Annotated in this window: 13 protein-coding genes and 1 pseudogene; 8 read left to right on the forward strand and 6 right to left on the reverse strand. The window is 67.1% G+C overall.

Annotated features, from left to right (window positions below):
- Positions 1-5: 5 nt before the first annotated feature.
- The 4 genes and pseudogenes from A7D17_RS24775 (at position 6) to A7D17_RS03915 (ending at position 2598) form a co-directional block, all read left to right on the forward strand.
- Positions 6-277, forward strand: a pseudogene (locus tag A7D17_RS24775) (hypothetical protein).
- A gap of 247 nt (positions 278-524) precedes the next feature.
- Positions 525-1085 (forward strand): TetR/AcrR family transcriptional regulator, encoded by a 561-nt coding sequence (locus A7D17_RS03905; RefSeq protein ID WP_064507897.1) that lies wholly within the window; start codon positions 525-527, stop codon positions 1083-1085.
- A 39-nt stretch (positions 1086-1124) separates the two neighbouring features.
- Entirely contained in the window at positions 1125-1604 is a 480-nt protein-coding gene (locus A7D17_RS03910; RefSeq protein WP_064507898.1) for a nuclear transport factor 2 family protein, read from the forward strand.
- A 301-nt stretch (positions 1605-1905) separates the two neighbouring features.
- Positions 1906-2598: a DUF2306 domain-containing protein gene (locus A7D17_RS03915; protein ID WP_064507929.1), complete on the forward strand. Its 693-nt coding sequence runs from the start codon at positions 1906-1908 to the stop codon at positions 2596-2598.
- A gap of 30 nt (positions 2599-2628) precedes the next feature.
- Here A7D17_RS03915 and A7D17_RS03920 read toward each other — a convergent pair whose 3' ends face one another.
- Complete coding sequence (locus A7D17_RS03920) at positions 2629-3084, reverse strand: hypothetical protein (RefSeq protein WP_064507899.1); 456 nt, start codon at positions 3082-3084, stop codon at positions 2629-2631.
- 436 nt (positions 3085-3520) lie between these two features.
- Here A7D17_RS03920 and A7D17_RS03925 point away from each other — a divergent pair, with 436 nt between their 5' ends.
- Positions 3521-3922 (forward strand): antitoxin Xre/MbcA/ParS toxin-binding domain-containing protein, encoded by a 402-nt coding sequence (locus A7D17_RS03925; protein WP_029218187.1) that lies wholly within the window; start codon positions 3521-3523, stop codon positions 3920-3922.
- Positions 3923-4607: 685 nt separating this feature from the next.
- Here the strand turns inward: A7D17_RS03925 and A7D17_RS03930 are convergent.
- The 3 genes from A7D17_RS03930 to A7D17_RS03940 form a co-directional block, all read right to left on the reverse strand.
- A complete protein-coding gene (locus A7D17_RS03930; protein ID WP_064507900.1) occupies positions 4608-6215 on the reverse strand; it encodes an alpha/beta hydrolase in 1608 nt (535 codons plus the stop codon).
- 233 nt (positions 6216-6448) lie between these two features.
- On the reverse strand, positions 6449-7561 hold the full coding sequence (locus tag A7D17_RS03935) for a type II toxin-antitoxin system RelE/ParE family toxin (protein ID WP_064507901.1): 1113 nt from the start codon (positions 7559-7561) through the stop codon (positions 6449-6451).
- Positions 7548-7754 (reverse strand): hypothetical protein, encoded by a 207-nt coding sequence (locus A7D17_RS03940; protein ID WP_064507902.1) that lies wholly within the window; start codon positions 7752-7754, stop codon positions 7548-7550. Before A7D17_RS03940 ends, A7D17_RS03935 begins: the two co-directional genes overlap by 14 nt.
- A gap of 245 nt (positions 7755-7999) precedes the next feature.
- Between A7D17_RS03940 and A7D17_RS03945 the strand changes: the two genes are divergently transcribed.
- Positions 8000-8527, forward strand: coding sequence for a CcdC protein domain-containing protein (locus A7D17_RS03945; RefSeq protein ID WP_064507930.1), 528 nt, complete (start codon positions 8000-8002; stop codon positions 8525-8527).
- 23 nt (positions 8528-8550) lie between these two features.
- On the opposite strand, the gene A7D17_RS03950 is transcribed toward A7D17_RS03945, so the two are convergent.
- Together A7D17_RS03950 and A7D17_RS03955 are read right to left on the reverse strand one after the other, a co-directional pair.
- The gene (locus A7D17_RS03950) at positions 8551-9816 is read right to left on the reverse strand and encodes a phospholipase D-like domain-containing protein (RefSeq protein WP_064507903.1); all 1266 of its coding nucleotides are present in this window, start codon (positions 9814-9816) and stop codon (positions 8551-8553) included.
- 158 nt (positions 9817-9974) lie between these two features.
- The gene (locus tag A7D17_RS03955) at positions 9975-10814 is read right to left on the reverse strand and encodes an SDR family oxidoreductase (RefSeq protein WP_064507904.1); all 840 of its coding nucleotides are present in this window, start codon (positions 10812-10814) and stop codon (positions 9975-9977) included.
- 99 nt (positions 10815-10913) lie between these two features.
- On the opposite strand from A7D17_RS03955, the gene A7D17_RS03960 reads away from it, so the two are divergent.
- Positions 10914-11816 (forward strand): LysR family transcriptional regulator, encoded by a 903-nt coding sequence (locus A7D17_RS03960; protein WP_064507905.1) that lies wholly within the window; start codon positions 10914-10916, stop codon positions 11814-11816.
- A 103-nt stretch (positions 11817-11919) separates the two neighbouring features.
- Positions 11920-12465 carry a YdeI/OmpD-associated family protein gene (locus A7D17_RS03965; RefSeq protein WP_064507906.1) on the forward strand — a complete coding sequence of 182 codons (546 nt, stop codon included), beginning with the start codon at positions 11920-11922 and terminating at the stop codon, positions 12463-12465.
- Positions 12466-12629 lie beyond the last annotated feature (164 nt).

A 12629-nucleotide genomic window follows, 5' to 3' on the forward strand; every position in this document is an offset into this window, starting at 1 on the left:
GCGGCATGGCGACTTCGAACAGCCGTAGAAGGGCTGCATCAGCAGAAAAGGTGGATTCGCACACGGAGCAATTCGCCTTCGGCGTCACCATCAGCAGATCGACCGCATCCACACACTGCTGCGCGCGATCACTGCGCAAAGCGACATGGTGGCGGTATGTGGGCGCGCGGCGCTGGACGCAGGCAGCGTGCCGGTCCTGGGCGAGGAGATCTTTACCGCCGCACGGGCACTGCGCCGCAGTGTCGATGAGATCCACGAACAACGACTGAGCAGCTAGCGCCAGGTTCGGTGGACGACAGGAAATCCGATCGGACGGCGGCGATGCATCCTCGCTGCCGCAGGCTGGCGTGCCTGTCAGCAGGCGACCACTATCTGTGATCCACGCTTCCTGCGTCCAATCAATTGACCAGGCTCCAGGCAAGCGATAACGGCGGCCGGACGATCGTCGCTTCAGAAACACCTGCTCAGTTGACACCAGAGAACGATCGTTCTACATTCTGAGAACGATCATTCTCTAGCCGCCCATGTCCTCACTCCCCGACGCCCAGCCCAATGCAGCCTTACTCGACGCTACCGAGCGCCTGATCTATGCCGGTGGTATCCATGCCACCGGCATGGAGGCGATCGTCAAGGCGTCCGGGGTGGCGCGCAAGACGCTCTATCGCCTGTATCCGACCAAGGACGCCTTGGTGGAAGCGGCCTTGCTGCGCCGCGACGAGCGCTGGATGGCGTGGTTCGAGGCGGCCACCTCGCACAGCGCCGATCCGGTGGCGCGCCTGCTGTCGTGCTTCGACGCGCTGCAGGACTGGTTTGCCGACAGCCGTTTCCATGGTTGCGCGTTTCTCAATGCGGCCGGCGAGACCGGCGATCCGAATCATGTGATCCGCCTGGCGGCACGCGCGCACAAGCAGCGCCTTTACGCGTATCTGCATAGCCTGGTGGTGGCCACCGGCCGACCAGACCCGGATGCGCTGGCGCAGCAGTTACTGGTGTTGATCGACGGCGCCATCGCCGTGGCCCTGGTCTTTGGCGGGACGGACGCTGCAACCACCGCCCAACACGCTGCCCGTCGGTTGCTCGGGTAGTGCCCCCTGCGTGTTTTACCTTCCTTGAGGAGTTTTGCCATGTCATCGTCTGCATCGTCCCGCCCGCCGCTGCCGCCCTTCACCCACGACACCGCCTTGCTGAAGGTGCGGTTGGCCGAAGACGGCTGGAACAGCCGCGACGCGGCCAAGGTGGCGCAGGCCTATAGCGTGGACACGCGCTGGCGCAACCGCGCCGAGTTCGTCACCGGCCGTGACCAGGCGCAGGCGTTTCTTCAGCGCAAGTGGGCCAGGGAACTGGAATACCGGCTCATCAAGGAGCTGTGGGCGTTCAACGACAACCGCATCGCGGTGCGCTACGCCTACGAATGGCGCGACGATTCGGGCAACTGGTACCGCTCCTACGGCAACGAGAACTGGGAATTCGGCGCCGACGGCCTGATGCACGCGCGTTTTTCGTCGATCAACGACCTGCCCATCCAGGAATCCGAGCGCAAGTTCCATTGGCCGCTCGGACGCAGGCCCGATGCGCATCCGGGCCTGTCCGACCTGGGGCTCTGACGGCCGCACTGGACGCATCGCCTGCGCTGGAACGTGCGCCGCGGCAATCGCCACTGCGCAGCGCGCGCGCCGGGATGTCATGGCGTTGCCTTGGCGATGAGCGGCCAGGCGATGGGACGAGCGCGGGGATGTTGCACCGCGTTTGCCCATGTGCTCAACGCACCTTGTACGCCGCTGCTGCCGCCGCCCGGCCTGGGCTCGAACACACGCCCCTGCCCCTGCGCTCCTGCTGCGTGCTCATGCTAGCGTTTCGCAGCCGAGTGCAGGCTGGCCGAAGGAGTGGGGCATGCGGATCGATCCGATGCGCGAAGGGGATGCGGTCGCCGGTGGCAGGCCGGTCGCGCGCGTGGCGTGGGCGCTGCTGTGGCTTGCGCTGGCCGCATTAGCGGCCGAGTTCGTGCGCCATGTGTACCTGAAGTACGCCGCGCTGGACGCGCCCGCATATGCCATGTTCCTGACCCGGCGCGGCTGGCTGTGGTGCCATCTGGGAGGCGGGGCGGCAGGCATCGTGCTCGGTACGTTGCAGTTCGCCACGCAACGCTGGCGTCGGCAGGCATGGGTGCATCGCTGGGTGGGGCGTGCCTACGTCGCCGGCATGCTACTGGCGATGGTTGGCGCCACCGCGTTGATCGCCACCTCGCCCGCGCCCATGGCGATCCGGGTCGCCTTCGCAGCGACGGAGGCGGCGTGGCTGGTGGTGGCGTCCGTCGGCGTGCTGGCCATCCGCCGCAACCAGATCAGCCAGCACCGGCGCTGGATGGTGCGGGCGTATCTGGTGACCCTTGCGCCGGTAGCCTTCCGCGTTGTGCTGTATGCCGCTGTCACTGCCGGCGTGGCGCCGTCGCCCGCGACGATTGCAACGCTGCTCTGGGCCAGCTGGGCGGTGCCGTTGCTGCTGCACGCCGTGGCAAGCAGCATTGCAGATGCCAGAAGCCCGGGCGCGCGTCCGTATGCTGCCCCGGCCGGTGCCGGCATCGCGCGGGATGCCGGCTGAAACAGTTGCGGCGCACAGCGCCGCAGGGCCTCAACGCACTTTGTACAACACCGCCGCGCCGGGCCGCGGTTCGAACATCGGCACGGTCTGCTGCTTGAGCGCAGTGCCCTTGGCGTCCCATACCAGCGTTTCGACCGGGTAGTCGTCCTTGCGGGTCATTGCGCCGATCTGCTGGACAATCACGGTCTTGGCGGCAGGCACTTCAGGGTTCCAGGCGAACACGCCAAGGCGACCGTAGAACACCGCCGGCGCAGCCGCGTCCAGGCGGCGGTCGGGGCACATCACCAGGCCACGTTCCAGCATCACGCGCAGCGCGCCTACGGGCACGGCCTTGACGGTGGGCGAGGTGCGGTCGGTGCTATGGCCAGGGCAGACATTGGCCGAGCGGGTGATCATGTCCTCGGCCACCTGGCGGTCGGACTGGGCCAGCGCCGGCAGTGCGGCGGTGGACAGGGCAAGCAAGGCAAGAGCGGATTTCCAGGGCATCTGACAACTCCTCATGAGATGGCACTCCAATGGCGACAGCCGGGCAGGGCTGCTGCCGATGACGCGCCCGGATGCTAGCAAGCGCTTCGTTAAATCCCGTCGAGGCGATGGCCGCGGCCTGTAGTGGACCTTAGCCTGGTACCCGTGTGCGTGTGCGCCGCCGCGATGCCCACGCTTGCGTAGCCGCGCAGTGCCCAGATCTTCAGTGGCGTCGCCGCGTCATGAGGGGTGGCAGGCGATTGCCGCGCGCCCGGCTGCTCGCGCCGGTGACCCTTGAGGAGACGGCACGCAGCGCAATTGTTTTGGACAGACGTCGACCACGCCATGGCCGCCAACGACAACGGCCGCTGACCTGTTTGGCGGCTGTCGGGAGACTCCCGATTGAGCGCCGTCGGCGCCACCGCTAGCGTGCGCGCAAGACACTGCCGGATCACCCATGGAACGCGCCGACCTCATCGCCTCACTGCTCACCGGTATGCGCCGGGCCGAAGCCTTGCGTGCGCAGCCGTCCAGCTACAGCACCGCGCACAGCGAGCAGATGAGCGTGGAACACGGCAAGGCCGCCGATGCGGAACTGGTGCTGTCGATGTTCAAGTTCACCCCGGAGCATCTCAAGCTGCTGGGCAGTGACGGGATCGAAGCGCTGGGTGAAATCGTGTGCCACGCCTGGGCACTGCACGGCGGCAACAACGAGAGCCTGATCCGCTGGTTCCGCGAACCGATGAACGCGCTGGATGGCCAGACGCCGGCCGCCATGGTGCGCGCCGGCCGCCTCAAGGTGCTGCTGCTGGTGCTCAGGCAACAGATGGAATGGGAGCTACCGAAGCGCTCGGCGTAATGTCACCCGCGTCTGAAACGCTCCGCCGGCTGATTGCCGCAGCGTCGACACCACAGATTAGGGCGATCCGGATTGTCTAAAAAGTCGTTAGCGGTCTATGCGGCAGTGCGGATGATCGCCCCCATCGGCCTGGTGCAAGCACAGGGTGAGCCGCCATCCTCTCAGGTCAATTCCCAAGCGCGTGCTGCTGTCGCACTGCGTACGGTTGTTCCTCGCTACCCAATACGCCTGGTGCTGACCGGAGTGGGTGGCGAAGGCAAAGGGCGATTCTGGGTGGAACAGGACGGGGCCGTGGCGAATCCATCCCTTCAGGAGAGCAGCGCCAAACGCTGAGCGGGACAAGGTGGCGACCGATGGCGTGCGTGTTTGGCGATTTGCACCGGCATTGCACGACGAGGGTCAGCCCGTCGGAAGCCAGCTGCAGACAACCATCGCTTTCGATCCGAGCAACGACCTCAGCCCGGAGCAGGCCGAGGCAAGCTTGAAACGCCTGAAGTCCAACTCGCTGGATTCAGCAAGAGGTGGCATCGCACACCCGGTGCGCGCGTGCGCCGGCGCAGTTCCACCGGCGCTGTGATCTGCGGCGTGCAACGCCTGCAGCGATCGCAAGAGCTGTCACCCATGGCCGCATCTGGCGAATATGGCCAGCACGCTGATCGGCGTGCGGGTGCATGCAGCTGTGCACTCACCGCTTCGGACGTGCCACTGCGTACATCTCCCAGGCGATCTTCTTCATCAAGGCGTTGTTGTCGTCGCCCTCCTGGTACAGGTCGAAGTGGGTGCGGCCTTCCAGGTAGCGGAAGTCGCTCCTGGCGCCCAGGCCGTCCAGCACCGCCTGGAATTTGCGCGCCGCGCCATCCAGGTAGAACGTGTCGGCGGTGCCGACGATCAGGTGGATCTTGCCGTCCAGGTCGGGCTTGAGCGTGGGCCACTGCGCGGCGACCCGGGCAGAAATGTCGTAGTGCGTGCGCCAGTAGGCCACCACGGCCGGGTCCACCTTGCCGCTGTCGCGATCGAACATCGGCAGCGGGCGGCCGTCGGCGCCGCGCGGGGAGAACACCCAGTCGAACGAGGTGAACTGGCCGCCGTACGGGCCCAGTACGCGTTCGAGTTTGGCGAAGGTTTCCAGATCGGCCACCACCTTGTCGTGGTCGCGGATCAACGGCACCTGGCTGCCGTCGGCGCGCCGGTACATGTTGGCATCGGGTGCGTACAGATCCGGCCCGGTGAAGTCATGGAAGTTGCTGGAATCGGGCGATGTGGACCAGGTGCCGCCGAACAACTTGGGGTAGCGGGTCTGCAGCCACAGCGTGGCCCAGCCGCCGGAGGAATGCCCGTTGAGGAAGCGGCCGCTGGCCTTGCCATCCATCCGGTAGCTGCGTTCCAGCGCAGGGATCAGCTCCTGGGTCAACGCCGTGCCCCACGGGCCGTTGTTGACCGAATCGGCGAATTCATGGGTACCGGTGGGCGTGGACTGGTCCAGGAAGACCCAGATCATCGGCGGCATCTGCTTGGACGCCATCGCGCTCCAGGCGCTGGCGATGCTGCCGGCAAAGCGGTTGTAGTTGCCGCCGAAGCCGTGGGTGACGTAGACGGTGGGATAGCGCGTGGCGGCCTTGGCATCGTAGCCGGGCGGCGTCAGCACGCGGGCGCGCAGCGAGACCGGCCGGCCCCAGAACGCGCTCAATGCCGGGCTCACCATCGAGGCATCGGCACTGTGCAGCCTGGCCTCGGGCACGGCATCGCGTACGGCTTGCGGCGCGCGCGGCGAGACCTGCCACGGGTCGTCCGAGGTGGGCAGCCGGGTGCTGAGGGTAAGCGCAGGCAGCGGCGTCTTCTTGCCCAGCGTCACCGGGGTGACCACGCTCAGCAGGTCGCCGCCATCGCGGCCGAGATAGCCATAGCTGTGGATCGGGTCCAGCACCGCCTGGAACAGGTAGTCGCCGGCCGGCAGCGCGGAGAACCCGCTGGGGAAGGCGATGTTGTCCAGGTCGATCTGCACGCTGCCACCCGCTACGAGCCCGGTCACCTCCTGCGCGGCCACCGCGGTGGCGCTGGGACGGAACGGGTTGGTGTCCACCGCGTCCACCTTGCCGTCCTTGGCCTGCGCTTGCGCGTCCTTGGCCAGGGTGGCGAACACCAGCAGGCGCCCGGAGGTGGGCTGGTCGGTCGCTTCACCCAGCGTCACACGCAGCAAGCGATGGGCAGCCACCGTCTCGGCAGCGTGCGCAGTGCAGGCGCACAGCAGGCCAACGGCCAGACTCAGGCGAGGGGCGAGAGGGTGCAGGCACATGCGGATCCTTGGAGGCGTAGGTGGGACGGCGGAGAACGGCCGCTCTTTGCAAACTGTAGCGAGTTCCCGGCCAGGCAAGCGCGCCAGGTGCGAGATCCGGTCGACGTGGCCGATCTTTGGCCATCGCGCTGCCGCACCGGCTGGGTCACAGCCGCTGGAGACGGTCGACTGCATTGCCCGTGGACGCTCGTCAACGATGCAGCAACGTGAGCAAACGCACTGCGCCAGCGCCCTCAGCGATACGGCCCCGGTCCGCGCCAGACCGGTTCGCCCAGGCGATAGACCTCCATCATGTTGATGACCTCGCGGGCGTCGCCGATGCTCTTCAGCTCCGGCGAATCCGGCGGCAGCAGGCGGCATTTGCTGGAGCCGCGTTTAAGCGCGACATCCAGCGGGCAGACCATGCGTTGCTGGGTGCCGGGCAGGATGATGGCGATCTCCTGCATGCCCTGTTCCTTCCATACCCGCAGCTGGGTTTCGCTGCGCACGTCGTAATAGACCTGGTAGCCGCCGATATCCATGCTGGGCTGGGCGTTGCTGCGGTCGTTGCGGCGGCCCTGGCTGATGGTGGGCGTGTACGAAGTGCCGTCTTCGGCGGCGTCGGCCGGTTCATCGAGCATGCCCGGTGGACGGCCGGTCCAGGTTTCCGGGCGGCGCTGCGGCGGCGATGATGGGTCGGCCGGTGGTTGCGGCGGAGTGGGACGCTGCACCGGCCTGGCCTGGCGCTGTTCGGTCAGTCCGCCACTGCGCGTGCTGCCTTGCGGCGGTACCGGGTTCCTGGCGTTCTGCACCAGCGTGGATTGCACCGGCGAGGCGGCCGGTGGCGGCTGTACCGGTACCGGTGTCTGCGAGGGCGGGGTGGGCGTTGGCGACGGGGTGGGTTGCTGGGGTTGGTCGGTGTCGCCGACAAAGTCCACCTTGGTGCGGCCGCCGCTGGCCGAGCCCTGCGGCGGCGTCACCGTGGGTGTGGAGGCCGACAGCAGGATCAGCAGCATCAGCACATGCAGCAGCGCGCTGATCAGCGCGGCGATCCATGGCTCGAGGCGTTCGATCAGTGGGTCGGTGCGCGGCAGCCAGTCGCCGGCGTCCAGCTGGACATGCAGCAGTTGCAGCGTGTCATCGCGCACGCGGTAGACCAGCACGTACGGGGTCTGTTTGACCACCCATTCGCGGGTGCCCGGCACCCGGCCGGCGCGGCCACGGCCGGGTTGTTCGGCCAGCGTGCGGGTGGCGTGCAGGACCTGCCGTGCCATCGCCGCCGCCGCAAGCGGGTTGAGCGCGTGGTAGTGATCCTGGGCGTGGGCAAGCTGCTTGGCGGCCGGGACGGTCCACTCACGCCGCAACATCAACGCCCCATCCGGCGAACAGTGCGGTGAGCTGCGCCGGCGCGACGAAGGCGCCCTGGTCGGCGGCAGCAATGCCGTCGAGCACGGCCGCCTGAAAGCTGGCCTCGGTCACCGCATGCAGCACGTCCTGCCACCCTGCGGTGTCGGGCAGCGTGTCGATCAGCGTACGGGCGTGATGCTTGATGGCGGACATGGCACTGCGGTGGGGGAATACTGCCGGCAAGTCTACCGCCGCAGCGCGGACTGGCGTGTGGCAACAACCGGCGCGCAGGCGTGGCATTCACCGGCGAGGGCGGCCGCAGTGCACGCTGCCGGCGCTGCAGCCGCCTGCCAGTGGCCATGCCGGCGCACGGGTGGCAGCAGAAAGTGACACTTGGCACCTTGTCGGCGGCATGGCCGGGTTTCATCCTGCAGCGGCCACTTCACCAGGACCGCGTCATGCCCGCCCACGCCATCGCCCCGTTCACGCCGTATCTGTCGATGGCTGCCATCGGGTTCCTCTACTACCGGCGGATCCGGCGCAGCTTCGGCCGCCAGCCGTGGAAGCCGCTGGCGACCGGACTGCGCACGACGGCCCTGCTCATCCTTGCGGCGGCGTTGGGGTTCGCGGTGTACGGCTTGCCGCAGGTGCGGCTGGGGATCGCGCTGGGAGCGGTGGCCGGCATTGGGTTGGGCGCCCTGTCGCTGCGCTACACGCATGCCGAATGGGCGCAGGGCCGCGGCTGGTACACGCCCAACCCGTGGATCGGCGCGGCGTTGATGCTGGTGCTGCTGGGCCGGCTGGCCTGGCGCTGGGCCTCGGGCGCTTTCAGCGAGGGTGCGGCCGCTGCCGGATCGCAGGCCAGCCCGCTGACCCTGGGGATTGCGGCTGCGCTGGTGCTGTATGCGCTGGTGCATATCGCCGGGCTGTGGTGGCGTCTGCGCCAGCTGCGCCTGCAGGCAGGCGCGGCGGGGGCGGCGCACTAACCGCTGTCACCGGCCTTGCGCGCTCACACCTGCGAGCGGAACGGGAACACCAGTTTCTCGCCCAGCTTCTGCCGCAACGGCCGTGCGCGCCAGCGTTCCAGCGTGTACTGCTCGGCGCGCTGCAGATCGCGTTCGAACACCTCGGTCATGCGTGCGGCCAGCGTGGCGTCGTAGACGTTCAAGCTGGCCTCGTCGTTGAGGCGGAACGAGCGGATGTCGAAGTTGGTCGAACCCACCGACACCAGCAAACCGTCGATGATCAGCAGCTTGGTATGCAGCATGGTGGGCTGGTATTCGTGGATTGCGATGCCTGCCTGCAGCAGCGGCTCCCAGCTGGCCTTGGAGGCCAGCCGCACCGACACCGCATCGATATGCTTGCCCGGTAGCAGCACGCGGATGCTGACCCCGCGGCTGCGGGCCTCCAGCAGCGACCGGGTGATCAATGCATCGGGCACGAAATACGCCGCCGCCAGGTCGATGGTGCTGCGCGCGGCGGCGATGGCGACCAGGTACATCAGGTGCATGCTCTCGCTGCCGCCGGCCGGCGAGGCCACGAACAACTGCGCATCGCTGTCGCCGGCCGCTTCCAGCGCCGGGTAGTACTGCGCGCCGTTGACCACGCGGCCGGTGGTCTTGATCCAGTTGTCGTTGAAGGCGGTCTGCACCTGCGCCACCACCGGGCCTTCGATGCGGTAATGGGTGTCGCGCCAATGCTCCGGGTCCTGCGCATCGCCCATCCACTGGTCGGCCACGCCCACGCCACCGGTGAAGCCGATCCGGCCATCGATCACCAGCAGCTTGCGGTGCGTGCGGTTGTTGACGCGGTGCAGGTTGTACCAGGCCAGCGGGCGGTAGCGATGCACTTCCACGCCGGCCTCGGTCATGGTGTCCACCAGCGCATGGTCCATCTTCAGGCTGCCGCCCCAGTCGATGGTGACCCGCACCGCCACACCGGCGCGTGCGCGTTCGGACAACGCGTCACTGAACTCGCGGCCGATCTCGCCCGACCAGTAGATGTAGGTTTCGAAGGTGATGGTGTGCTGCGCGCTGCGGATCGCAGCCAGCATGGCCGGGAAGATCTCGTGGCCATTGTTGAGTACGTCGATGCGATTGCCCGGCAGGATCGCCGGGCCCAGCAGTACCGACATCTCGCGCTTGAACTGCGGATCCGCCACGTCGTACAGATGCTTGGGGATGTGCTGGAGCTTCTTCTCCGGCGTGGCGAAGTTGAGCAGCAGCAGCCCCACCAGCAAGGTGACGACCACAGCGGCCACGATGATCCAGATCATGCATCCCACTCCGATGTCCCGCCATTGCGGGCATAAACGGCGGGCATTCTGGCAAGGCTGACGGCATGGGGGTCGTGAAGGGAGATGGCACCCTAAGGGAGATGGCACCCTTACGGCCGTGCGGCGACGCGAACGGCTGCAATTAACGCTGCAAGCGCTCAGCCCACAGCTGCCGGCGCATCGGTCGACAGCGCGATATCGCGTTGGGCTTCCAGTGCGCTCAGGCGCGCGCTGAGAGCGTCGTGAATGGCGTGGTACGCCGCGGTACCCATCACCAGGCGCAGCGGTGGCGGACTCTGCTCGGTGCACGCGATCATTGCATCCACCATGCGTTGCGGGTCGCCAGTGATAACCCAGCTTCCGTTGTCCAGCGCGCGGATCAGGGCGCCGACTGGCGTATTGGCATAGTCAACCGGGAGGTCAGTACGCACCAGCGCGGTGCCGAAGTTGGTGCGCGCCGGGCCGGGCTCGGCCAGGGTGAACTCGATACCGAAGCCCGCCACTTCCTGTCGCACCGCTTCCACGAACCCTTCGATGCCCCATTTGCTGGCGTGGTACAGGCTGAAGCCTGGGTAGGCGATCTGCCCGCCTTCGGAAGACACCTGCATCACGTGCCCGCCGCCTTGCCGACGCAGGTATGGCAGCACGGCCTGGATCACGCTGATGGAGCCGATCAGGTTGGTGTCGATCAGCGCGCGCACCTGCGCCTCGGTGGCGGCCTCGGCTGCGCCCAGCGTGCCATAGCCGGCATTGCTGACCACCACGTCGATGCGGTTTAGCGCTGCGAATGTCTGTGCAATGGCAGCGTGCACCGCGGCGGTGTCGCGCACGTCCAGTTGCAGTACGGTCAGTGCGCTTCCGTGCGTTGCCTGCAGATCGCCCAGGGCGTCGGGCCTGCGCACGGTGGCGGCGACGCGATCGCCGCGTGCAAGCAGTGTTTCGACCAGACCGCGGCCGAAGCCGGAGGAGGCGCCTGTGATGAGCCAGTTCTTGGACATGGGAGTGGCCTTCTATGGAGAGGAGGCCCCACTGTAGGAAGCGTAGATTGCTGGGTCTATGCCATAGAATTCGAATGAGTTGATGCGGTTTTGCCACTAATGCCCAAGCCTACGTTCAACGATCTCGCCGCGTTCACCGCCGTGGCCACGCATCGCAGTTTTCGACGTGCGGCCAGCGAGGTGGGGCTTGCGCCGTCCTCGCTCAGCCACCTGATCAGCGCGCTGGAGCGCAATGTAGGGGTGCGCCTGTTGCACCGGACCACGCGCAGTGTGTCGCTCACCGAAGCCGGTGCACGTCTGTACGCAAAGCTGGTCCCGGCGTTGCAGGACGTGGACCACGCGCTGCTGGAGCTGGAGGATTTCCGCAATGGACCCACCGGCACCGTGCGTATCAATGCGCACGAGGTGGTGGTGCAGTTGTTGCTGCAGCAGGTGGTACCGCAGGTGCTGGTGCGTTACCCGGCGCTGTCGGTGGATCTGGTGAGCGAAGGCCGGCTGGTGGATATCGTGGCGGCAGGGTTCGATGCCGGCATTCGCTTCAGCGAGTCGGTGCCGCAGGACATGGTGGCGGTGCCGTTCGGCGGGCCGGCGCGTTTTGTAGCGGTTGCCGCGCCGGCCTATCTCGCGCATGCCGGCGAGCCCGACACACCCGACTCCCTGCACAGGCACGCCTGCATCCGCCACCGCATGCCCAGCGGCAAACTGTACCGCTGGGAGTTCGAACGGCGCGGGGAGGAAGTGGTGATTGATGTGCCTGGGCGACTTACCCTGGACCAGATCACGCAGATGTGCGAAGCCGCCGAAGGCGGGCTGGGTATTGCCTATGTACCGGAGTACGCGGTGCGCGCAGCCCTGCAACGCGGCACGCTGGTGCGTGTGCTCGACGCGTGGTGCCCGGTCTTTCCTGGGCTGGTGCTGTACTACCCCGGGCGGCGCCAACTGCCGCCGGGCCTGCGCGCCTTTATCGATACGCTCAAGGAGCTGCTTCCGCAGGACGCATGAGAGGGTGCGCATGCGGCCTGGAGCGTGCGGCCCTTTGCATGGTGACGTGCGGCACCAGTGCACTGCGCAGGTAGCGGGCAACGGCGGTGCTATCGTTCGCGCAATGCGCACCGCCGCCATTCGTTTCACTGCCTTTTTATTGCAGCCTGCAACGCCTGCAGATGCCAGCTGGGTGTTTATCGTGTTGCCTGCCGCAGCAAGCAACACGTTGCCCACGCGCAGCATGGTCACCGTCACCGGCACAGTTGCCGGGTATCCGCTGCAGGCCACGCTTGAACCCGACGGGCAGGGCGGGCATTGGCTCAAGGTCGACCATGCCTTGCAACAGGCCGCCGGCGTGGCTGCCGGTGACAGGGTCGCAGTGGAGATGACGCCGGTGGACGTGGAACCCGAGCCGGTGGTGCCGGATGATCTGCACGCCGCACTGGCCGCGCAGCCGGCCGCGCGTGCGACCTGGGACGACATCACGGCAGTGGCGCGGCGCGACTGGATCTTCTGGATCGTGTCGGGCAAGAAGGCCGACACGCGGGTCAAGCGCATCGCCACCGCCTGCGACATGCTGGCGTCCGGCAAGCGCCGTGCGTGCTGCTTCGATCGCTCCGGGATGTACAGCAAATCGCTGGCTGCGCCGACGCCAAAAGCGAGCTGAAGCGTCACGCGCAAGCTGTGAGAGAGCGCGGCCAAATGACGGCGATGCAGGCCGCACCTCGGTGGTTTTCCAACCGCACGCTGCCCCTTGACTAGCGGCTTGCGCGGCGCCTGCCTATGCGCCGAAATGCTTACATGCGTCACACAAGCGCACACCTATACTCC

This window comes from Xanthomonas floridensis (assembly GCF_001642575.1).
GTDB classification, from domain to species: Bacteria; Pseudomonadota; Gammaproteobacteria; order Xanthomonadales; family Xanthomonadaceae; genus Xanthomonas; species Xanthomonas floridensis.

Coding starts and splice junctions, on each gene's coding strand:
- A7D17_RS03905 (WP_064507897.1), top strand. CDS start 525: ATGTCCTCACTCCCCGACGCCCAGCCCAATGCAGCCTTACTCGACGCT.
- A7D17_RS03910 (WP_064507898.1), top strand. CDS start 1,125: ATGTCATCGTCTGCATCGTCCCGCCCGCCGCTGCCGCCCTTCACCCAC.
- A7D17_RS03915 (WP_064507929.1), top strand. CDS start 1,906: ATGCGCGAAGGGGATGCGGTCGCCGGTGGCAGGCCGGTCGCGCGCGTG.
- A7D17_RS03920 (WP_064507899.1), bottom strand. CDS start 3,084: ATGCCCTGGAAATCCGCTCTTGCCTTGCTTGCCCTGTCCACCGCCGCA.
- A7D17_RS03925 (WP_029218187.1), top strand. CDS start 3,521: ATGGAACGCGCCGACCTCATCGCCTCACTGCTCACCGGTATGCGCCGG.
- A7D17_RS03930 (WP_064507900.1), bottom strand. CDS start 6,215: ATGTGCCTGCACCCTCTCGCCCCTCGCCTGAGTCTGGCCGTTGGCCTG.
- A7D17_RS03935 (WP_064507901.1), bottom strand. CDS start 7,561: ATGTTGCGGCGTGAGTGGACCGTCCCGGCCGCCAAGCAGCTTGCCCAC.
- A7D17_RS03940 (WP_064507902.1), bottom strand. CDS start 7,754: ATGTCCGCCATCAAGCATCACGCCCGTACGCTGATCGACACGCTGCCC.
- A7D17_RS03945 (WP_064507930.1), top strand. CDS start 8,000: ATGCCCGCCCACGCCATCGCCCCGTTCACGCCGTATCTGTCGATGGCT.
- A7D17_RS03950 (WP_064507903.1), bottom strand. CDS start 9,816: ATGATCTGGATCATCGTGGCCGCTGTGGTCGTCACCTTGCTGGTGGGG.
- A7D17_RS03955 (WP_064507904.1), bottom strand. CDS start 10,814: ATGTCCAAGAACTGGCTCATCACAGGCGCCTCCTCCGGCTTCGGCCGC.
- A7D17_RS03960 (WP_064507905.1), top strand. CDS start 10,914: ATGCCCAAGCCTACGTTCAACGATCTCGCCGCGTTCACCGCCGTGGCC.
- A7D17_RS03965 (WP_064507906.1), top strand. CDS start 11,920: ATGCGCACCGCCGCCATTCGTTTCACTGCCTTTTTATTGCAGCCTGCA.